This window comes from Alteromonas lipotrueiana (genome assembly GCF_019249245.1).
GTDB lineage: Bacteria > Pseudomonadota > Gammaproteobacteria > Enterobacterales > Alteromonadaceae > Alteromonas > Alteromonas lipotrueiana.
In genome coordinates this window covers 178,546-199,901 of sequence record NZ_JAESDK010000001.1, presented here as the reverse complement: position 1 = coordinate 199,901, position 21,356 = coordinate 178,546, and the positions used below count along the sequence as shown (strand labels likewise).

Sequence of the window (21,356 nt, the reverse complement as noted above, 5' to 3'; positions counted from 1 at the left end):
ACTATAGTCCACCGTTTGAAAAGCGCCATGCCAACAAAAATAGCCGAACATGGCGAGCAAAGATATAAAAGCGGGCTTAGAATGAGTAGCTTGCCGTCAGACGCAGCCGTCGTTCGTTTTCGCTATAACCTACGATATCCTGATAATCTTCATCAAAAGCATTATCCACCCTTAACGCTAACTTCCACGCCGGGGTAAGCTGATAACCCACATTAACACTTACAAGTGTATAAGGTGACAAATTGACAACCTCAGACATAGCAGGGAAGGGTGGGAAATAGATATCCTGCCGGGTACCGGTATAGGCAATTTTGGTGTAGGCGCTTAGCCCAGGCAGAGGCAACTGTGCAGACACGACAAGTGAAGCCTGGTGCGCAGCCCGGCGTAGCTCTGCCTGGCCGGGCTCCTTAGCGTCAAGATAGCTGTAGGTAGCACGAACATCCACGGCCTTGGAATGCCATTGTAATTGTGCTTCAACGCCTTCACGCTGACTGTCGGTGTCTTTGTTGGCCGCCGTGCTAAGCATGGTCACAGGGTCAAATACAAAGCCATTGATTTCATCTTCAAGTTGCGCATCAAAATAGCTTAATTTACCTGACCAACGAGTATTCCACTGTGCCCGTGCACCGACTTCCCACTGCTGGCTCTGTTCTGGTTGTAAGTCGGGATTGCCGGCAAAGGTATCCGGAAAAAATCCAAAACGTTCGGTAAAGGTAGGATTTTTAACGGCCTTAGCATGACTCACAAATAACTGGTACTGCTGCGTGGCTTGCCAGGTTAAACCAGCACGATAACTTAAAGAGTTATCAAACTCGCTGTTTTGATCAAAACGTAGTGAAGCGGTGGCTATAATGTCTTCAACCAGGGTTTTACCGGCCTCGGTAAAAACACTGGTGGTGTGATTTTGCTGCTTTTGGTTCGGATCACCAAACGTGTTTATACCGCGCTGTTCAAACTGACGCAGGAGATGTTCAAGACCGCCAGCCAGCTGCCACCCCGCGTATTGAAAACGGTTTGTCCAGCGCAGCTGATAGCGCTCGCCGGTGGTGCCGCCATCAAACACACCACTGGCAGTGCTGTTATTTTTATCCTGGCGATAATGCAACGCCACATCGCTTTGGTAGTCGCTGCCAGAAGGGGTAAAGTGCCAGCGCAACTGCCCACTAATTTGTTTACCGTCGGTAACGTTCGCAGCATCGACCGGCAACCCTGTATTAACATAATCAACGGCGTCATAATCGGTCACGTAGTCAACCAGCCGGGCGTTAGCCAGAAACTGGTGCTCGTCACTGGCTGCCCAGCGTAATGTACCACCCGTTGAAATATTGCGGTATCCGTCATCTTCGTCGCCGGTCAAAGAAATATTGTCACCCGCAGTTTCGAAGAAACTTGCATAGCTTGAAAATTGTAAATTGCCAGAAGTACCAGACGCATTCAGGGATATTTCGGTGGTATTGTCACTGCCAACGCCCACTTGAACTTGCTGCTTAGGAGACTGACTTTGCGCGGTTGTGGTAATGCTAAGAACACCACCAATAGCGCCACTGCCCCATAAGGCACTTTGCGCACCCTGTAACAGCTCAATGCGGGTAATATTCAAAGCGGTTAAATGGGCCAAGTCAATCGCGCTGCCCTGGCCTATATCATTGGCAACCACACCATCAATAAGCACCAGTAAATGGTTAGTTTCGCTACCACGTACCCGAATTTCAGTTAATGCGCCAGGGCTACCCGATTGAGCAATAGTTATTCCAGGCAGGGCGCGAAGTAAGTCGGTGACTTGTAACGCCCCAGAACGGGAAATTTCCTGCTGATCAATCACCGTACTGGTGGCCGGAAGCTGGCTTAAGTCAAAAGGCAAACGAGTGCCTGTTACGGTAAGGGTTTCAATATCTGCCGGAGCAGGGTTAGCTATTGCGGGAGCCACGGCCAGGGCATAACTTGTGATACCGGCCGCTAAAATGTTACGGGACATTAGGTTTGTCATGAAGTTTCTCGTTTGTACACTCCGCCCGAGTGTCATTCACCGAACCACCGCACCAAGGCGGGTGGACTTATCAGGCCGGTATCCGGGCTTTCTCTCTTTTGGTCTGTGACCAAAGTTATGTCGACCTTCCCGTGGTATGAAGCACAGTGGTAAGAGTTAGTAAGTAAATACTAATGAACATAAACCCAAAGCTGGGAGAGATTACCGTTGCGGGGGCAGCGTCAGCATTGAACTGACTTCCCGTTTACCCTGCGCTACTGGCAGGCACCTGAACGCGGCGCAGTATACAAAAATTCAGGCGGCGGAGCAAAAAAGCGAGCAAAAAAGAAGGGAATATCAATAAGGTAATAGCCACAAAATGACCGCGTAACGCAAACCTTTGCCAAAGGTGACCAACGCTAAAAATAAAGTCAGCCTTACCCGAATAACGCCGGCAAGCATGGTTAAAGGATCGCCAATAACCGGCACCCAGGCAAAGCACAATGAGGCAGCGCCATACCTGGCAAAACGCTGCTCTGCTTGCTTAAACTGCTGTTCGCTTATTTTTAACAACCGCTTAAGGCCGGGCCGTCCGGCTTTAAAGCCAATAATATAATTAACCCACGAACCAGCTACATTACCAGCAGTAGCCGTGACCCATAACGACAATGGCGCATAGTCATTTTGCTGAAGCGCAATCATGACTGCTTCAGAACCTAGCGGTAGCAAAGTGGCAGCCAGAAATGCACTTACAAACATGCCTGCCAGACCCAGACTAGTAAACATAATTATAAATGTTACAAGCCCAGACTAAGCGGGGGTTCCTGAAGCGCAGACATTTGTTCTTTTAAAGCCAGAATCTGGTTTTCCCAGTATTTATCTTCAGCAAACCAGGGAAACGCGCGTGGAAACGCAGCGTCTTCCCAGCGTTTGGACAGCCACGCCATATAATGCAGCATACGCATAGCGCGCAAGGGTTCGATTAATGCCAGCTCGCGGCGGTCCAGCTCGTGAAACTCTTCATAAGCTTCAACCATGGTATCGAGCTGCAGAAGCTGCTGTGACCGGTCGCCACTTAGCATCATCCACAAATCCTGAATGGCTGGGCCCATACGACAATCGTCTAAATCAACAAACAAGGGTCCGTCACGCCACAAGATATTACCTGGATGACAATCGCCGTGTAAGCGAATCAGGCCGAAGGGACGATACTGCCGGCAGGTTTGTTCAATAACTGGTTCGGCAATAGCAAAAAATGCGGTTTTCAGATGATCTGGTAACAGCGAACTGTGTTCCAACTCAGCTAAGGGTTGGGTCAAAAAATGCTCGGTATCCAGGGGCAAGCGCTGTGTGAAAGATTTGGCTTGGGCCACCCGGTGCATGCGGCCAATAAAGCGGCCCATCCATTCAATCTGGTCAAGATTGTCGATTTCAAACTGACGTCCGCCAACCGAGGGAAATACAGCAAAACGAAAACCCTGATAGGTGTGCAACGTAGTCTGGTTAATAACTAACGGAGCCACCAGCGGAATCTCAGCATCGGCTAACTCTAAAGCAAAGTCATGTTCTTCCAGAATCTGCTCATTGGTCCAGCGAGCAGGCCGGTAGAATTTCACCACCATTCGCTGCCCATCCTCGGCCTGAAACTGATAGACGCGATTTTCGTAACTATTAAGAGCTAATAAGCCGCTTTGCGGAAAAATACCGCATGACTCTATTGCATCAAGCAACACATCGGGGGTTAGTCCGGTGAAAGTAAAATCTGACATAACGTCCTATCGATAAAGGAATTTACTAGGTTCGGTCAGGGTGATGATATCATCTTGATTCACTGAGCTTACCGTAAACTGAATTTCTGTTACCGGATCTTCCAGATTATAAGCATCGGTGGCAACTGAAATCGGCAATGTGGCTATCTCGCCCCCGGTTACGGTAATTTGCTGTTTGCCGATAAACCGATAGTCAGGCAACCCGCTTACTGAAATGGAATAGGTTTGCGGAGACTGGGTTTTGTTCATTATTTTTAAGGTGTACACATTTTCAATAAGACCGTCGTTGGTCTCGCGATACAGTGAATTACGATCGCGAATAATGTCGACATCAAGGGGCACCCGCCATACAAAGTTAACCACCAACACAGTAATCATCAAAACCAGTACCACAAAATAGCCAATAAGCTTCGGCCTGAAAATCCGTGTTTTACCGCCGGAGAGTTCTTCTTCGGAAGTAAACCGGATAAGCCCTTTGGGGTAATTCATTTTCTCCATTACGCCATTACAGGCATCGACACATGCGCCGCAGTTTATGCATTCGTATTGCAAACCATTGCGAATGTCGATTCCGGTCGGGCATACCTGTACACATAAATGACAATCGATACAATCGCCCAAACCTTGCTTATGCGCGGTTTCACGGGCAAGTTTGCGGGGGCGGGGGCCGCGTCCTTCGCCACGATTAGTATCGTAAGCAACGGTAAAGGTATCGCGGTCAAACATGGCCGATTGAAAACGGGCATAGGGACAAATATGGGTGCACATAATTTCGCGCATATAGCCGGCGTTACCATAAGTACAAACGGCAAAAAACAAAACCCAGAAGGTTAACCAAAACCCGGCATTCAGGGTGAAAAAATCAACAAACAATTCGCGGACCGGCGTAAAATATCCAACAAATAATAAACCGGTAAGAATGGCAATGGTCCACCAGCACACCTGTTTCGCCGTTTTACGCCAGAATTTGTCCGCATCCATGGGGCGCTCATCCAGTTTAATTCGCTTATTGCGGGTACCTTCAATTTTTTCTTCAAACCAGGTAAACACATAGACCCAGGTAGTTTGCGGGCACATAAATCCACACCAGACCCGACCTGCAAAGGTAGTGACAAAAAACAGGGCAAACGCCGAAATGATAAAAATATAGGCCAGATAGGTAAGGTCTTGCGGCCACAGCGTAAGCGAAAATAAAGTAAACCGCTGTTCTGCCACATCAAACAACACCGCCTGATGTCCGTTATAAGTAAGCCACGGAATAATGGCAAATAACGCCAGAAAAAACAGCCCAAAGAAACGACGAAAGGTTTCAAGCGGACCTTTCACCGCCCGAACATAAATTCGGCTACGGGCACTATGGTGTTTTTTTTCAGTGGTGGCCGGCTTATGCACTTTTACCGGTGTAATATTTTTGACCGGTATTTTTTCGCTCATACTTTTGCCCCGTAACAAAACGCCTGTGTTTTCTACCTGCACTATAAACTGATTAGTGACGTGGGTTAATTAAAAAACCGCTATGTTGGTAATGTAGGGGTGGCGGGATACGCTTATAAATTTACGTACTGGCAATGTATAAGATTATTTATAAACTCCTATGCGAAGGTATAAACACGCCTATTGCTCGTCACGATGAAGTTCATCTATGGTGCCTGAATCACTTTATCATCACTTGATGGACTCATTGTTTATGCAGCGCTGGCTTCTCATTTTATTGCAGCTTGGAATACTGGTGCTGGTACTGCGTATGCCCATGGTGCAGGGCTGGCTAAAGGCAGGGTACTATCAGGCTTCTGAGGCGGTGAGCTCAATCTCTCGATGGTCAGAAACACGCATGCTGGATGACTTAAAAGACGATCTTATGGGATGGAGCTCAACCTTACGCCCGTATCAGCAAGAGTACCTCGACGGGGTATTAAAAGACAGGGACAGTATAAATCGTTTTCATCAGACATTTTGTATGTCTGCGGATAAAAACCCTTATTTAAAAGGAGCGTCGCTGGCTTTTCTTTGTATGCAATTAGAAAAAACAGAGTTGCTTAACACCCATTAGCCAGCAATTGCTTTGTTCAGCTTTTATTCAGATATAGCCTGTTAACTTTTTACCTTGTCTTTCAGTCTGTACGTAGTTAAACGTGTGTACCTTAAAAAGCAGACATTTTTCGCGTTCTATTTAAATTTTTATAAAAACTGAACTAGAGCGCAGAACCGACACTCTTATCACTGTGTATTTTTAAGGCATTCCCAGCGGAGGCTATTATGTACAAATTTGTTGCAGTGCTGGCACTTGCTTCAGGCCTGATAAACGGGCCAGCAAACGCCGCACAGGTTGAGGTAACATGGCAAGATCCTGACACTTATCAGGATATCCATCCTTCGAATCAGTCGCGTCAGTCTTTTCGCAAAATGATATTTTCCGATTTTGAAGAATATTTCGGCAAATTGGCAGAAGATCTGCCCGAAGACCAAACGCTGTCATTAACCATTACCGACCTGGATTTAGCAGGGCAGGTGTGGCCATCAAGCTTTGTAGGTGGAATTGGCGGCACAGATATTCGATTGGTGAAATCGGTTTATATTCCGCGCATTAATTTTGTTTATACGTTAACCGATGCCAGTGGCAATACGCTGCAAAGTGCCGAAGTAAAGCTTAAAGATATGGGCTTTATGGATAGAGGTGTACGCACTAATCGTCGTTACAGTAATTTAAGTTATGAAAAAGCCATGTTTAAAGACTGGTTCGATAAAACCCTGGAACAAACCGCAGCTAACTAACATCATATTTATCGCTTTTCAGGCCGGCTTGATTATCTCGTCACTGTTTTTTCAATTGCCGGCCACCTCAATTGCCTTTCCTGCTTCTTTTTTCTACGCAATAAAACTGCCTTCAATGTAACGATTTTATTGGCCTTAACTCCATGTTGGTCAAAAAGTTGTCATTAGTTGTCGAAAAACTGTCACTTTTCTGTAGCATATCCTTCGTACCCTACCTGAACTTTTGGACAGTTTTTTAAAAAACAAACAGGAATTGCACCATGAAAATCATAGCTCTGCTTCCTATTGCATTGTGTGTATCTGCGGCCACCAAAGCCGATGTACTTATTTCACAATACATCAAGGGCAGCAGTAATAATAAAGCGATTGAACTGTATAACACCTCTGACACCCCTATTAATTTGAAGGACTATACCCTCTCTTTTTATTCCAACGGTAAAACCTCGGCCAGCACTGTTATTGACCTTACGGGCAATATTGAACCTAACCGCACATTTGTTATCGCCGATCAGAACGCAGTATCTGCCATTACCCAAAAAGCCAACCAGCTTAGCGGGCAAAACTTTTTCAATGGTGATGATGCTGTGGTACTGGCAAACGGCAACACGGTGGTCGACAGCTTTGGGCAAAAAGGATTCGATCCAGGCTCGCAGTGGGGCGAGGGGCTAACAAGTTCGCAAAACAACACCTTAATTCGACTTGAAACGGTGGGCCAGGGTGACATCAACCCTGAAGATATCTTTACTCCGGCCTCACAATACCGCGGGCTGGAAAATGATGATTTCACCGGTTTAGGCGAGCATACTTTTGCGCCTCAGGATAATGGCGGCGGCGATAATGAGAGTCTTGAAGGGGTATGCACCAACTGCCCGGATTTAGACAAAGTTGCATTGGCGAGCGACTTTAATGCTGCTGATTATTACGCTTCAGTTCAATCTGAAATAGACGCGGGAAGCAGCGAGACGGTAATTCGCCAGCGTTTAAGTGAGACACTGGCTAGCGGCCATCGCCAGCTAACCTACAGCGAAGTGTGGACCGCACTAACCGAAACTGACGAAGATCCTGCCAACAGCAATAATGTTATTTTATTTTACTCTAACCGGTCGCTGGCAAAAAGCAGGAATGGTTCAGGGGCGGCCTCGTCTAATCCTGATAACTGGAACCGCGAACATAGCTGGCCCAAAAGCCATGGTTTTTCTGAACGCAATAACGAAGCCTATACCGACATTCAGCATTTGCGTGCCACCGATATTTCGGTAAACAGCAGCCGCGGCAGTCTGGATTTTGATTACAGCGATGCTCCTTTGGCCGAAGCTCCGGAAAATCGGGTCGATGGCGATTCATTTGAACCCCGTGATGCCATTAAGGGCGATGTGGCCCGAATGATGATGTATATGGACGTGCGCTATGAAGGCAATGTTGATGTCACACCTGACCTGGTATTAGTGAATTATTTAACCGCCAGTGGCGATGCTGAGCTAGGCAAGTTGTGTACTTTATTGCAATGGCACGAAAGCGATCCCGTTGATGCCAGCGAGCTTGAGCGTGTGAATCGTATTTACGAGTATCAGGGCAACCGAAATCCGTTTGTAGATAACCCGCAGTGGGTGTCGATGCTTTACTCAGCTCAGGTATGTAATAACAGCACACCCGACCCGGTAGAGCCTGAGCCCGAACCAGCACCGCAAAATTCTGCTGCGCCACTTATATTAACCGCAGTGTTTGATGCCACGTTACCCGGCGGGGTACCTAAGGGTATCGAGCTGTTAGTGACCAGCGATATTGATGATTTGAGTGTGTGTGGCGTGGGCTCCGCCAATAACGGGGGCGGCTCAGATGGCCAGGAATTTACCTTTGATGCGGTAAGTGCCAGTGCCGGTGATTATCTTTATGTGGCCAGCGAGAGTGATAACTTTTCTGCATTTTTCGACTTCGCTCCCGATTACACCACCAGTGCTGTGAACATCAATGGCGATGACGCGATTGAAGTTTTCTGTGATGGCGAAGTGGTGGATATTTACGGTGATATCAATACCGATGGTAACGGCGAAGCTTGGGAATATACTAATAGTTTTGCCAACCGTATTGCCGGTTCTGCTTCAGCCACCTTTGAGGTAGGCCAATGGAATGTTCCGGGCGTAGATACGCTTAAAAACCAAACGACTAACGCTGGAGCAACGACGCCGGTTCCGGTCGGCACATTTAGCCTGAGCCCGGCGACGCTGTTTTTCTCAGAGTATGTTGAAGGCGGTGGTTTTAACAAAGCATTAGAATTGGCAAACCTGGGCGGTACCGATGTAGATTTGGGTGCTTACAGCATTCAGATTTTTGCGAACGGTAATACCACACCCAATGCACCCATAGCGCTAAGCGGTACGTTAGGCGCAGGCGAGGTTTATGTGGTGGCGAATAATCAGGCAGCCAATCAAGTGGTTGCTGTGGCTGACACCCTTACCAGCGCAATAAGTTTTAACGGCGACGATGCGGTGGTATTGCTTCTGAACAATAATATTGTTGATTCTATCGGGCAAATTGGCGTTAGAACCGAATGGGGCAGTGGCAACACCTCTACCAAAGACGCCACATTGCGCAGACAAGACGGCATTACGTCAGGCGATGCCAACGCCTATGACAGTTTTGACCCGGCCACCGAATGGAACGGTTTCGCCAAGGACACGTTTGACGATCTGGGTCTTTACAACAATACCGGTGGTAACTCAGGCGGTGATAACGCGCTAGGCGCATGTTATGAAGATGCGGTACTCATTCACGCAGTACAAGGCGATGGGTTTAGTTCGCCGCTTACAGGTGAAAGCGTGATTGTAGAGGCGGTAGTGTCTCACGTTACCCCAGGGTTATCGGGTTTCTTTGTACAAGAAGAAACCGCCGATTATGATGGCAACAACAATACTTCTGAAGGTGTTTTTGTTACCGGAAACCCCGGCGAGCTGATGGTGGGCGATGTGGTCAGACTTAAAGGTCTGGTAGAAGAGTTTTATGGTCGCACTCAGCTGGTTGCTCAGGGCGAACCTTTGGTCTGTGCTAATGCCAGCGCCTCAGTAACACCGATAGACATAAGCTTGCCACAATCATTTGAAGGTGAGTTTGAAGCGTACGAAGGTATGCTGGTAACCAATCAATCCGACTGGTTAGTGAATAGCGTGTTCTCGTATGCCCGATTTGGAGAGATTGAAGTTGGCTCTGAACGTTTGTTTACTCCGACCCAGCTGTTTGAGGCAGGAACACAACAAGCCTCTGACCTTGCCAATAGCAATGCGCTGAATGTACTGTTGATTGATGACAACAGCAACAGTGGGTTTGTTCCAAACGAGTTGTTGTTACCCGGCGGCGTGATGCCACAAAACCCTGTTCGCCTGGGCGACAAAGTAACTTCGGTCACCGGCGCGCTTGATTACGCTTTTGGAAACTTCCGAATTCAGCCGGTTAGTATGGTCAATATAGCGACTGAAAACCCTCGTACTGAGTCACCTCAGCTTGAAGAGGGTAACTTACGCATAGCCAGCTTTAACGTACTGAATTTGTTTAACGGTGATGGTGAAGGGCAGGGTTTTCCTACCTCGCGTGGTGCCGATACGTTCAGTGAGTACGAGCGTCAGCAAGCAAAAATTGTGGCGGCCATAAGTGCAATGGACGCAGATATTATTGGACTGATGGAGCTGGAAAATGACGGTTTTGGTCCATTAAGCAGTATTGCTCAGCTAACCGATGCTTTAAACGAGGCCACCAGTGACAATCGTTATGCTTATATTGATGCCGGCGTGCCCACCATTGGCAGCGATGCGATTACCTCTGGTTTGTTGTATCGCACCGATAAAGTCTCAGCAGTAGGTGCAGCACAAATCTTAAGTGCTGAAAACAGCATTACCGATGAAAATGGCCCGTTGTTTGCCTTTAATAACCGTCCTTCACTGGCGCAAAAGTTTCGATTTGAAGCCACCGGCAATACCTTTGTGGTCGATGTAAATCACTTTAAATCGAAAGGTAGTTCGTGTAGAGAAGAGGGTGAAGATACGTTGGCCGGAAACTGTAATGTAACCCGTACTCGTGCGGCAATTGCATTAACTGCCTGGTTACGTTCGACCTACCGCGACGAGCCAGCTGTGGTGCTGGGCGATTTAAATGCTTATGCCAAAGAAGATCCCATTGTGTACCTGACCAATACCGGCTTTACCAATACGGTTACCGCTTCACAAGAAGAACCAGCCTACAGCTATACCTTCAGAGGCGCACTGGGTACATTGGATTATCAGCTTGCTAACCAGGCCATGACCGACTTTCTGGTCGACGCGACAGTCTGGCATATTAACGCAGATGAAATACCTGGGTTTGACTATAACGAAGAAAGAAAACCCGATAGCTGGTTAAATACCTTACGGTATCGCGCATCAGACCATGATCCGGTATTGGCCACGTATCAGTTCGCGCTGATTGGCGACTGGGATGGTGACGGTGATGTAGATATCCGAGATAGCACCGGTTTACTGACTGCATTAATTCGTCGTTTGCCCATCGATGACAGCTTCGATATCAACGGTGATGGCCGTATCAATACGCGCGATGTTGCCGCTATTCGTAAGCTATGTACCCGCACAGGCTGCTCTACCGGTGATACACCTAACCGCCAGGGGCGAGAGGGTCGGTTAAGTCGTTGGGGTGGCCGTTAGGTCGCTCTAGACAGACGTTGGTGGTGCTTTTGCACTACCAACGCTGACTCCATACTACAATTTGCAGCATTAAAAAAAGCCCGCTTCGTTACGATGAAGCGGGCTTTTTAATTGAATTAAGTGTCAGCTTATTCCAGCACTAATCAGTCATAATTAGTCAGAATACAGGGTTACCGATAATCAAACTCACTGCCACTAACACTCAATACAGACGCAGCGCCCGCCTGCATTGCCACCTTATGGGCGTCGCGGCGCGGTAAAATACGCGCCTGATAAAAGTCACAGGTTTTTTGTTTGGCGCTGGCCAAATCAGTGTTGTCGCTTTGTTTGGCAGCATCGGCCATGCTGTACCACAATACCCCTACCAACGAGTAAGCTGTGTAAGCCAAATAGTCACAAGCAGCACTGGCTACATCTTCAGGCGCTAAACCTAAACAATCGGCAGAGGTAGCACGCCAGTCGTTTAATAAGGCGTTAGCCTGCGATTGCATTGTAGTGTCGGTAATGGCTTCTACCCGTTTACTTAGCTCATTAAAGGTCGTTTCCATCATCTGACCTTTATTACGGGTAAGCTTTCGGCCAATCAGGTCAAGCGCCTGAATGCCGTTGGTGCCTTCATACAACTGGGCAATACGCACATCGCGCATAAGTTGTTCCATGCCCCACTCGCGAATGTAGCCGTGGCCCCCAAATACCTGCACGCCCAAACTGGCTGACTCTAATCCCATATCGGTCATAAAGGCTTTGCACACAGGCGTTAAAAATTGCAACACCTGCGAGGCGGTAGTCTTTTGGTCGTCATCGCCAAAACGTTCGGCGTCCATATAGCCTGAATACAATACGGCCATCGCCCGGCAGCCTTCAGTCAGCGCTTTTTGGGTAAGCAGCATACGCGCTACATCTGGCTGAAAAACAATAGGGTCGGCTTTGTCATCTGGGCATTGAACCCCTTGAGGCGCGCGCGACTGCACACGCTCCCGGGCATAAGCCAATGCCCCCTGAAACGACGCTTCGCTGGCGCCAAGGCCTTCTAGGCCTACCTGAAAGCGGGCGTCGTTCATCATGGTGAACATACACACCAAACCCTGATTTTCTTCCCCTACCAGCCAACCGGTAGCTCCGTCGTAATTCATGACACACGTAGGGCTGCCTTTAATTCCCATTTTATGTTCAAGGCTGCCGACCGATACCGCGTTGGCTTCGCCAGGCTCACCTTGCCCATCAGGTAAAAATTTAGGAACCAGGAACAGGCTTATGCCTTTGACACCCGCCGGAGCGTCCGGGGTGCGAGCCAGCACCATGTGGACAATATTGCTGGTCCACTCATGATCGCCGCCGGTAATAAAAATTTTGTTGCCCGTGACTTTATAACTGCCATCGTCCTGTGGTTCAGCTTTGGTAGACAGCAGTGCTAAGTCAGTTCCGGCCTGAGGCTCGGTCAGATTCATGGTGCCGGTCCACTCGCCACTGATTAACTTAGCTAAATAGGTGTCTTTAAGCTGCTGTGTAGCATGACGGGTCACTGCTAACACCGCGCTTTCTGTCAGCATGCTGGTTAAACGCCAGCTCAAGTTAGCCGAATGCAACATCTCATGCACCGGAACCGCCATCGAATAGGGTAACTCCTGACCATCATACTCAGCGCTGCCCAGCATACTGTTCCAGCCATTGGCTATGTATTCGTGATAGGCCTGGGCAAAACCATCCGGCGTAGTAACCTGACCCTCTTTCAGCGTACAGCCTTGTTCATCGCCGGTACGATTTAGCGGAGCCAGTACATCTTCGGCAAACTTAGCGCCTTGCGACATAACCTCGCTCGCCAGCTCAAAATCAAAGTCTGTCACACCTAGTGACTGATAATGCGAATCCAGCGACAGCCAGTCTTTCAAAAGAAACTGATAGTCTGCTAATGGTGCCTGATACTGTGGCATAGCCCACTCCTGATAAATTTAAACGGGTGTTTGAATTTTTGATTATACGCAGAAAACACAGCGCGCCAAGTATGCGGTTAACATTTTGTAAAAAGCTTAATGTAGCTAAGCATAGGAGAGCATTATTGGTAAGGCCAGGGTTGTAACTCTTTGCCGCAGGGATTGATGTTAAGGAGCGCCGAAAGGCAGAAGTTGCGGACCGTATTGGGGATCGTATGGACACCCACCTTTTGCCAGTCAAACATGGACACTCACTTTTCAACGGGTAAAGGGAAGGTAAAGGGACACCCACTTTTCTGGACACCCAATATTTTCTTTTCCCCATTGCTTTTAAATGTGGGTCTCCACTTTGGCTCTTTTAGTTGTTCAGATTAGCCATTACCACAGCGCCTGATAAGAAAAATGTGAGGCGTAACAAATTACGCCAGCAGTGGTCCGAAAATAAAACAAAAAATCACAAAGCCTCAGGTAGAAGCCTTTTATTGCATACTACTTTATTTCCGGTAACCGTTATCTCGCAGTAGTTCCCCGGTAACACTGTGGTGCGGCCTTGTCGTTTTGCCATCGCTGAAGGCTCTCCATCTAAAGCAGAAACATTAATAAAATGTGTTTCCTGGCGTACTTTGTGCTCGAAAGTGTGAACGTGGCCATACATATGTAACAAAGGCGAGGATCGCATGGACACCCACTTTTACTCTCACCTATTACCGGCTGAAAACGCCAGACTTGGACACTCACATTTCAACGTGTACTACATTTTGCTAGAAGCATTTTGCTGGACACCCACTTTTCTGGACACCCAATGTTTTCTTTTTTCCCTATTGCTTTTAAATGTGGGTGTCCACTTTTACTGTTGATTTTTTGAGCCGCTGAAGGTGTGAGTGTCCACTTTAGTTTCATTGCTTTTAAATGTGGGTGTCCACTTTGGCTCTTTTAGTTGTTCAGGTTAGCCATTACCACAGCGCCTGATAATAAAAAGTGAGGCGTAACAAATTACGCCAGCAATGGTCCGAAAATAAAGCAAAAAATCACAAAGCCTCAGGTAGAAGCCTTTTATTGCATACTACTTTTTTTCCGGTAAGCGTTATCTCGCAGTAGTTCCCCGGTAACACTGTTGTGCGGCCTTGTCGCTTTGCCATCGCCGAAGGTTCTCCATCTAAAGCAGAAACATTAATAAAATGTGTTTCCTGGCGTACTTTGTGCTCGAAAGTGTGAACGTGGCCATACATATGTAACAAAGGTGCGTCACAGGAGTAATCACTCAGACGCGTGAGTTTTTCGTGGGTCATTATAATCGTACGCCGTGGATCGCAGTTTTTGTCTGTATAAATCCTCTCAAATAAAGCCTGTTTATTGAGATGAAGCGCCTCTTTGTTGATTTTCTTTATATCGTTGACGTAGTTTTTGTAAAGACTGCTTTGTTTCAGCTGATTCAAAGTAGAGCTTTTTATCTGCCCTGCCGCCTGCTTTTCTTTTTTGGTAAGCAGGTATTCCTGATGTTTATTTTCAAGCTGTTTATTTAATTCGATAAAGTAGGGATTATTTCCCCAATGGGCCGGGCAGCCGCTAAACCCGGCTAACCAATACCCATCAAGTTCAATAAGTTTATCGTGCAGATGAAGGCTGGTCGCAGAAGCATCGTGATGGTAATTAACCTTGCTGTCCCAGTTTCCCAAAATATAATACACCGGTAAATTCAGCTCATCTAAAATACCTAAAATATCGGTAAATGCTATAGAGCCAATGTCGCCGGCAATCACTGCGCAATCAAAGTCCCCCGGGTCAACGGTATTGACTAAACGCCTGACCGGTTCGATTTTGTTGTGTATGTCTGAAAAGGCAAGAATTCGCAAAATGGTCCCTTCATTTTCTACTGGTAATTAAACAGCCATACCCATGGGTATTAAAGTATTTTATACGTCCTGACATCTGGGCGGACCATGCCGCGGGTAGTCAAATTTATGAAAAATGAACGACAAACCTAATATCATTAATAGTACAGACATCCATTTTCATAAGCTTAGTACCTGTACCCCTTAACGTGGGCTCGGTAATAAGAGCCCAGTTACAAGCAATAACATGGACACCCACCTTTTTACCTGCCTGTTAAGGCTGTGCTATAACCCTTTTCATCAGCTCAAGTTGCAATTGTAAAGCAGGGCGGTCATGCTACCGGGCACAGTATTTCTTTGGGGTTAACCACGATGACAACATCTTCTTTAGTGGCCGTGGTCACCGGTGGCAGTCAGGGTATTGGGCTGGCTATTTGCCGACTGTTTGCTAAAAACGGTTACCAGGTTTTTAATTTAGATATCGAAGACATGGCCACCCCGATGGCGCAGGTCGCCTGGCAACAGTGTGATGTGTCTGACACGCAGCAGGTGCAACAAACAATGTCAGCAGTCATTGAAAAAACCGGTCGCCTTGATGCGCTGGTTTCTAATGCCGGAGTGCACTTTTCCGGTACCATTGAAGACACCAGCGAAGCCGATTTGGATCGGGTGTTTGCCATCAATGTAAAAGGGGCCTATGCCGCTATTAAAAATGCGCTTCCAGTTATGAAGCAGCAACAACATGGCGCTATTGTGATTATGGGTTCAGACCAGTCGCTGGTGGGCAAAACCGGCTCTTTTGCTTATAATATGAGCAAAGCGGCCCTGGCCTCAATGGCTAAAACCACCGCGCTGGATTATGCCAGCTATAATATTCGGGTGAATGCCGTTTGTCCGGGCACCATTGAAACCCCCCTGTACCACAATGCGATAAACCGTTATGTCGAAAGCTCGGGCATTGATGCCGCCGAAGTGCATGCCAGCGAAGCCGCCGAACAACCCCTGGGGCGTTTGGGTCAGCCAGAAGAAGTCGCCGAACTGGTGTGTTTTTTGGCCGGTGATAAAGCCCGCTTTATTACTGGCAGCTTGCAGGTGATTGATGGTGGCTATACTGCCCGCTGACTTATGCAAATTATCGACGCTCACCTGCATTTTTTTGCCCTTGAAGCAGGGCAGTACCATTGGCTACAGCCACAAAATCCGCCTTTTTGGGCTGACAAACATAAGTTGCATCGTGACTTTGATGAGCACAGCCTGTTAATTGATGATGCTCATACGCTAGCGGGAATAGTGCATATTGAAGCCGGATTTGATAATCCCCGGCCCTGGCATGAAATCGACTATCTTGAGACCCACGTTACCCTTCCTCTTAAAACTGTGGCTGGGGTAGATTTGCTAGCTACTGATATGGCCGACACTCTAAAAAAACTGTTATGCAGAACCAGTGTGGTGGGCGTGCGGCATATTCTGGATGAGGCGGCCATCGAGCTACTAAGTTCACCGCAGGTTCAGCAAAATCTAGCTTTACTGGCGCATCAACATCTACATTTTGAGGTACAAATGCCGGTGGAAAATACTCGCGCGGTAGCCTTGCTGTGCGGGATTATCAAGTGTACAGGTCTGCGCTGTATTGTAAATCATGCCGGCTGGCCGCCACAAAGTGCCGATAGCTATCATAACTGGCTAAACAATATGCGCAGGCTGGCCGCCTTGCCACAATGTGCGGTAAAGGTCTCAGGGTTTGAAATGGCTACCTCTTATCGCACCTACAGCGATGCGACCATAAGCCGCGTGCTACAGGCTGTACTGAGCTGTTTTGGCAGCCACCGGGTGATGCTGGCCAGTAACTTTCCGGTGTGTCAGCTAGGCTGTTCTTACCCGCAGCTCTGGCAAAGGTATATCGCTCAGCTTTCGATATTGAGGCTGTCATTCAAGCAGCAACAGGCTGTATTGGCAGGTAGCGCAATGCACTGGTATCAGTTTTAATAAAATAAACCTTTCGCAGGTTTAATAATCAGCTATCGCAGCTGTACGTACAATCCCGTATTCTGTTTCTGATAAACCTATTGGTAAGTAAATGATGAAATCTATTTTTTTAGTGTTGATCAGCGTTTTCACGCTTAGCAGCTGCGCCTCACCAGACTGGCGAACCGCCAGCCGGGAACCTGCCGGTATCGCAGCCGATCCAACGACTAGTCAGGACGCTATCATTGATGTATATGCTGCCGATGCGTTTAGCTGGCGTGGCTGGTTTGCAGTGCATACCTGGGTAGCAATTAAACCAAAAAATGCACGCGAGTATACGGTTTATGAGGTGGTGGGCTGGCGTATTAAACAAGGGCTGCCCGCATTAAAGCAGTATCAAACACCCACGCCTGATCGGTACTGGTATGGCGCCAAGCCAGAGCGTATTCTGACGCTAAAAGGTGATAAAGCCAGTGCGCTTATTCCCGATATAAAACAGGCAGTAGATAACTACCCCTGGGCTGACGAATACCAAATTTTCCCAGGCCCAAACAGTAATACCTTTCCTGCATGGTTAGCCCTGAAAATTCCAGAATTGGGATTAGAAATGCCGTTTCGGGCTATTGGCAGCGGCTATGCCGACAGAATTGATACTCAGGGGTAATCCGCAGCCTTTACTAAGGCTGCGGAACAAACCGTGCTTATTGCATTAACCACATTCTGGCTTCACGGGGTGGCAAATAAAATTTATGCCACTGGCTGGTGATAATTTGCGTATCGCTGCTCAGGGTATCCTGGTACGCCCGGTCCCACCAAAGCCCGGCTGCCGAAGTATCGACCCAGATATCCTGACCTTCGCCACATTTGTTTATCCCTACCACCCCCTGGTGTTCACGCTGAAACAGCAAAATGCAGTCATTATTGTTCAGCACATTCATGGTGCGGCCCTGGGTAGCATTATGAAACTCGACCATGGCGGTAACATCACTGCGGTTGTACAAATTCTCCCAACGCCCATCGCCACTTTCATTATGATCAGAATACATCAGCGGCACCCCGCCATTACGACCTAATATGAATGCATTGGCTAGATACTCATCGGTAGGGTCCAGCAGCTGATACCGAAATCCGTCATTTAACGGAATATCGTGCGTTACGCTAAATGTAATCGCCTGAGCGCCCGGTAACGCCTGCCCATAAGCCCCGGGATCCACCAAATTGTTCATCGACCCGCTAAAACTAAATGCACTGCGTATTTGTGAGAATAAAGGAAAATCATAGGCCGCGTGACCGGTTTGGCTCAGATACGGGGCCAGAAAGTTATCATATTCGGCGCTTCCGGCACCGCCGGTGGTAATGATCTCGCCAAACACATGAGCATTACTCTTTATTTGCGGGGTAAAAACCTGATTGATGTGTGAGTTGGTCATGTGTTTAGCAGCATCAACCCGAAAGCCGCTTACCCCCATGTTTTTAAGCGCCTGTAAGTAGTTTTTTTGTTGTTCAACTACCCAGCTATTGGAGTCCAAATCCGGTAAACCCGGATCAGGGGCAGCGCCACACAAACGGTTGTACTGCACATCGCCTACGTTACTATAATCGCTGATGCACTGAGGGCCCTGAGGGTCGTAGGTTCCATGAAAATCACCACCGCCAAACAAGCCGTTATCAACATCACCAAACAAGGTAATATTGTCATAATAAGGTTGATTTGCTGCGTACTGACTAAGAACGCTACTCCCCGGATAGTTAAGATCGCTACGTTGAGATGCCTCGTTAGCCATATGATTGAACACAATATCTGCGTAGGTTTCGACCCCCTGAGCAGCCAAAGCGGCCACCATCTGCGAAAAGTCGGTGGTATCACCCAGCGGATTGTCGATAACGCGGTAATCCTGGGGTTGATAACGCGCCCACCACTGATCGCCGGTAGATTTATAGGCCGGCGATACCAACACCTTTTTATACCCTAACCGGGCGATTTCAGACGCTTTATTGGCCACATCATCATACTGCCAGTTAAAGGCGTGCAAAATAACATCTGCCTGGGCAGTGGAGGCAAAAAAGGCGCCTGCTACCGCCAGGCTCAGATAACATTTAGTGTTTCGAACCGACCGCCGACTATCTCTCAACATAGTTTCTAACCTTTAAAGTAAAGCATCAGACCTTATGTTTACATCTTGTTATCAATTTATAAACATTATGCATACGTATTCATAAACTTATGCGTGGCTCAAAAGTGTCACAGGTTTCAGGTTTTCAGGGCCGGTAGACAATGCTGCCGGCCCTGTAGCAGGGGGATAACGGCGGGGTTACTTTAAGGCGGTAACGGTCATATTTGGCGAGCGATAAACAATGTCGTCATTTAGCTCAATGCCGATGCCAGGGGTATCAGGAGCACTAATATAGCCATTTTCAGGCTGGGGATCCTGTATACACAATTCGCGGTTCCACGACTTAGTGGCATAGGTATGATGCTCGTGGATTAAAAAGTTTGGAATAGCCGTTTCCAGATGCAGACTGGCCGCCGTGGCTACCGGGCCGCCGCAAACATGGGCCTGAATACGCACATCGTAAATATCCGCGTAATCACACACCTTTTTGGTTTCAGTAAAGCCGCCGCACAAGCCTACATCAGGCTGCAACACATCTATCGACTGGTCTTCCAAATAGGGCCGTACATCCCAGCGATTATACAATCGTTCGCCCCCGGCGATGGGCACATTGACTCTTTTGGCGACCTTGTCATGCAATTTGGCATTAAGGTAGTTCACCGGCTCTTCGTAATACAAACAGCCAATTTCTTCTACCATCTCGCCCAGCTGAATAGCGGTAGAGGCCCCCAGCAAACTATGGCATTCAAAAATAATGTCACCTTCATCACCCATGGCATCACGAATTGCCTGCAATCGCGCCTTAAACAATTTCATGTCAGCACGGCCAAACAACTTGGTGCGATCAAAATGAGTAACGCCATTTTTATCGTAGACAATAGGGTCGACTTTAACCGCGGTGTAGCCGTCGGCCATCGCTTTTTCAGCGGCGCGGCCATAGGCTTCGGGTTGCACCAGCTTGGTGATCTCGGTATCCCAGTCAAATTGAAGCTGGCTGGCATAGCAGCGCAGGTTGTCATTGGTTTTACCGCCCAGCAGCTGATAGACAGGCACGCCCAGCGCTTTGCCCCGAATGTCCCACAGCGCGGTGTCAATGGCGCTCATGGCCGCATACACCACCGGACCGCCACCTAAGCCCCAAAAACTTTCACGCAGCATCCGGCTCCATAGATGCTCGGTATTAAAGGCATCCCAGCCAATCAAAAATGCTTCAGCCATCTCTTTTATCATATGGGCCGCCGCGCTGTGGCCCAGGTCGTAGGCCAGGCCTGCTTCACCTACGCCGGTAATGCCTTCATCGGTATAAATGCGCACAAATACCGGGTTCCACGGCGGGCGCTCAGGACATTCGATATCAAATATTTCTACTTTGGTGACTTTCATGTTTTATCCTTGTGTTCGGGGGCAGCGCCGGTTACTGACAAAATCCGGGATCTAGCCGCCAGGCTTTACGCAACAGGGCGGGCCAGGCTTTCTGGCCGCCGGTTTCGCCTGAATGTACTACGCTGGCCTGCTGATAGATGTTATCGACAATTTTCTGCGGAATAGGGATGACCTCGCCATTAACGCTCATCAGTTCAAGCTGAATTTCACAGGCGCGCTGCAAATCGTAAAAACGCATAAAGGCATCGCCGATGGTGGAGCCTAATGTCAGTCCGCCATGGTTTGGCAGCAGCATATGATTGGTCTTGCCCAGGTTTTGTTGCAGCCGCGTGCGTTCATCATCATTTACCGCCAGCCCTTCATAGCCGTGATAGCTTAATGAGGGCAGCGAAAACATCGAATACTGGCTCCAGGGCTGCAAGCCTCCGGTTAAGGACGCCACCGAGATCATGGCTTTGGTATGCAGGTGCACAATACATTTTGCATCGCTACGCGCTTCATGAATGGCGCTGTGAATCGTAAAGCCCGCCGGGTTGATGGTGGCCGACGTGTCTTGCTGAATATTGCCCTGCAAGTCTACCTTAACCAGGTTCGAGGCGGTCACTTCATCAAACATCAGACCAAAGGCATTCACCAGATAATGATTACTGCCCGGCACCTTGGCTGAGATATGCGTATAGATAAGATCGCCCCAGCCCATATCTGCTACCAGACGGTAACAGGCAGCCAGATCAATACGGGTTTGCCATTCGGCTTCACTTACAGAGTCTTTTAAACTTTCATGGGGTAATTCAAACACCGGACGGTTCTCTTTTATTTTCATCATCAAGAGGAAGTGCTATGCAAAGTATCAAACCGAGGTAGGCCGTACAAGGTCAACGCAGCTATAGGCTATAGTACAAAAGGGAATAATGTAGGTGATTGTTGGTAACAAAGGGG

The 21,356-nt window shown here is 48.1% G+C and carries 15 protein-coding genes and 1 riboswitch; of the genes, 6 read left to right on the top strand and 9 right to left on the bottom strand.

Features of this window, described 5'->3' with window-relative positions; genetic code table 11:
• Nucleotides 1–76 precede the first annotated feature (76 nt).
• From JK130_RS00880 to ccoG, 4 genes are all read right to left on the bottom strand, one after another.
• Nucleotides 77–1,987 (bottom strand): TonB-dependent receptor plug domain-containing protein, encoded by a 1,911-nt coding sequence (locus JK130_RS00880; RefSeq protein WP_218352313.1) that lies wholly within the window; start codon nucleotides 1,985–1,987, stop codon nucleotides 77–79.
• Between the two features lie 56 nt (nucleotides 1,988–2,043).
• Nucleotides 2,044–2,274, bottom strand: a riboswitch (cobalamin riboswitch).
• 49 nt (nucleotides 2,275–2,323) lie between these two features.
• Nucleotides 2,324–2,752 (bottom strand): YqaA family protein, encoded by a 429-nt coding sequence (locus JK130_RS00875; RefSeq protein WP_218352312.1) that lies wholly within the window; start codon nucleotides 2,750–2,752, stop codon nucleotides 2,324–2,326.
• An 11-nt stretch (nucleotides 2,753–2,763) separates the two neighbouring features.
• Nucleotides 2,764–3,735, bottom strand: coding sequence for a serine/threonine protein kinase (locus tag JK130_RS00870; protein ID WP_218352311.1), 972 nt, complete (start codon nucleotides 3,733–3,735; stop codon nucleotides 2,764–2,766).
• 6 nt (nucleotides 3,736–3,741) lie between these two features.
• Nucleotides 3,742–5,169 (bottom strand): cytochrome c oxidase accessory protein CcoG, encoded by a 1,428-nt coding sequence (gene ccoG / locus JK130_RS00865; protein WP_218352310.1) that lies wholly within the window; start codon nucleotides 5,167–5,169, stop codon nucleotides 3,742–3,744.
• A gap of 208 nt (nucleotides 5,170–5,377) precedes the next feature.
• Here ccoG and JK130_RS00860 point away from each other — a divergent pair, with 208 nt between their 5' ends.
• The 3 genes from JK130_RS00860 (at nucleotide 5,378) to JK130_RS00850 (ending at nucleotide 11,192) form a co-directional block, all read left to right on the top strand.
• The gene (locus tag JK130_RS00860; RefSeq protein WP_218352309.1) at nucleotides 5,378–5,785 is read left to right on the top strand and encodes a hypothetical protein; all 408 of its coding nucleotides are present in this window, start codon (nucleotides 5,378–5,380) and stop codon (nucleotides 5,783–5,785) included.
• A 206-nt stretch (nucleotides 5,786–5,991) separates the two neighbouring features.
• Nucleotides 5,992–6,507, top strand: a complete 516-nt coding sequence (locus tag JK130_RS00855) for a DUF3016 domain-containing protein (RefSeq protein WP_218352308.1) — start codon at nucleotides 5,992–5,994, stop codon at nucleotides 6,505–6,507.
• Between the two features lie 260 nt (nucleotides 6,508–6,767).
• Entirely contained in the window at nucleotides 6,768–11,192 is a 4,425-nt protein-coding gene (locus JK130_RS00850) for an ExeM/NucH family extracellular endonuclease (RefSeq protein WP_218352307.1), read from the top strand.
• A 170-nt stretch (nucleotides 11,193–11,362) separates the two neighbouring features.
• Here JK130_RS00850 and JK130_RS00845 read toward each other — a convergent pair whose 3' ends face one another.
• Together JK130_RS00845 and JK130_RS00840 are read right to left on the bottom strand one after the other, a co-directional pair.
• Nucleotides 11,363–13,123: an acyl-CoA dehydrogenase family protein gene (locus tag JK130_RS00845; protein WP_218352306.1), complete on the bottom strand. Its 1,761-nt coding sequence runs from the start codon at nucleotides 13,121–13,123 to the stop codon at nucleotides 11,363–11,365.
• A gap of 1,028 nt (nucleotides 13,124–14,151) precedes the next feature.
• Nucleotides 14,152–14,976 carry a metallophosphoesterase family protein gene (locus JK130_RS00840; RefSeq protein WP_218352305.1) on the bottom strand — a complete coding sequence of 275 codons (825 nt, stop codon included), beginning with the start codon at nucleotides 14,974–14,976 and terminating at the stop codon, nucleotides 14,152–14,154.
• 351 nt (nucleotides 14,977–15,327) lie between these two features.
• Here JK130_RS00840 and JK130_RS00835 point away from each other — a divergent pair, with 351 nt between their 5' ends.
• From JK130_RS00835 to JK130_RS00825, 3 genes are all read left to right on the top strand, one after another.
• On the top strand, nucleotides 15,328–16,077 hold the full coding sequence (locus JK130_RS00835) for an SDR family NAD(P)-dependent oxidoreductase (RefSeq protein WP_218352304.1): 750 nt from the start codon (nucleotides 15,328–15,330) through the stop codon (nucleotides 16,075–16,077).
• Between the two features lie 3 nt (nucleotides 16,078–16,080).
• Complete coding sequence (locus JK130_RS00830; RefSeq protein WP_218352303.1) at nucleotides 16,081–16,941, top strand: amidohydrolase family protein; 861 nt, start codon at nucleotides 16,081–16,083, stop codon at nucleotides 16,939–16,941.
• 94 nt (nucleotides 16,942–17,035) lie between these two features.
• Complete coding sequence (locus JK130_RS00825; protein WP_218352484.1) at nucleotides 17,036–17,584, top strand: DUF3750 domain-containing protein; 549 nt, start codon at nucleotides 17,036–17,038, stop codon at nucleotides 17,582–17,584.
• A 37-nt stretch (nucleotides 17,585–17,621) separates the two neighbouring features.
• Here JK130_RS00825 and JK130_RS00820 read toward each other — a convergent pair whose 3' ends face one another.
• The 3 genes from JK130_RS00820 to JK130_RS00810 form a co-directional block, all read right to left on the bottom strand.
• Nucleotides 17,622–19,055 (bottom strand): alpha-amylase family protein, encoded by a 1,434-nt coding sequence (locus tag JK130_RS00820; RefSeq protein ID WP_218352302.1) that lies wholly within the window; start codon nucleotides 19,053–19,055, stop codon nucleotides 17,622–17,624.
• A gap of 177 nt (nucleotides 19,056–19,232) precedes the next feature.
• On the bottom strand, nucleotides 19,233–20,417 hold the full coding sequence (locus tag JK130_RS00815) for a mandelate racemase/muconate lactonizing enzyme family protein (RefSeq protein ID WP_218352301.1): 1,185 nt from the start codon (nucleotides 20,415–20,417) through the stop codon (nucleotides 19,233–19,235).
• Between the two features lie 31 nt (nucleotides 20,418–20,448).
• A complete protein-coding gene (locus JK130_RS00810) occupies nucleotides 20,449–21,243 on the bottom strand; it encodes a class II aldolase/adducin family protein (protein ID WP_246587650.1) in 795 nt (264 codons plus the stop codon).
• Between the last annotated feature and the right edge of the window lie 113 nt (nucleotides 21,244–21,356).